1 rRNA gene is annotated in these 260 nt (G+C 53.5%); it reads left to right on the top strand.

The window, feature by feature from the left end:
- Nucleotides 1-260 (top strand): 23S ribosomal RNA (locus KJS52_RS27125); the annotation flags it as partial.

Raw genomic sequence — 260 nt, forward strand, 5'->3', positions numbered from 1 at the left:
GATTGTTTGAGCAATGGGGTGACACAGAAGGGTAGTGACGCGGACTGATGGATTGTCCGTCCAAGCAGTGAGGCTGATGTGTAGGCAAATCCGCACATCATAAGGCTGGGCTGTGATGGGGAGTGAAATTTATAGTAGCGAAGGTCATGAGCTCCGGCTGTCAAGAAAAGCCTCTAGTGAGATCCAGGTGCCCGTACCGCAAACCGACACAGGTAGGCGAGCAGAGCATGCTAAGGCGCGCGGAAGAACTCTCGTTAAGG

Origin of the sequence: Paenibacillus montaniterrae, from assembly GCF_018403185.1 — a bacterium.
GTDB classification, from domain to species: domain Bacteria; phylum Bacillota; class Bacilli; order Paenibacillales; family Paenibacillaceae; genus Pristimantibacillus; species Pristimantibacillus montaniterrae.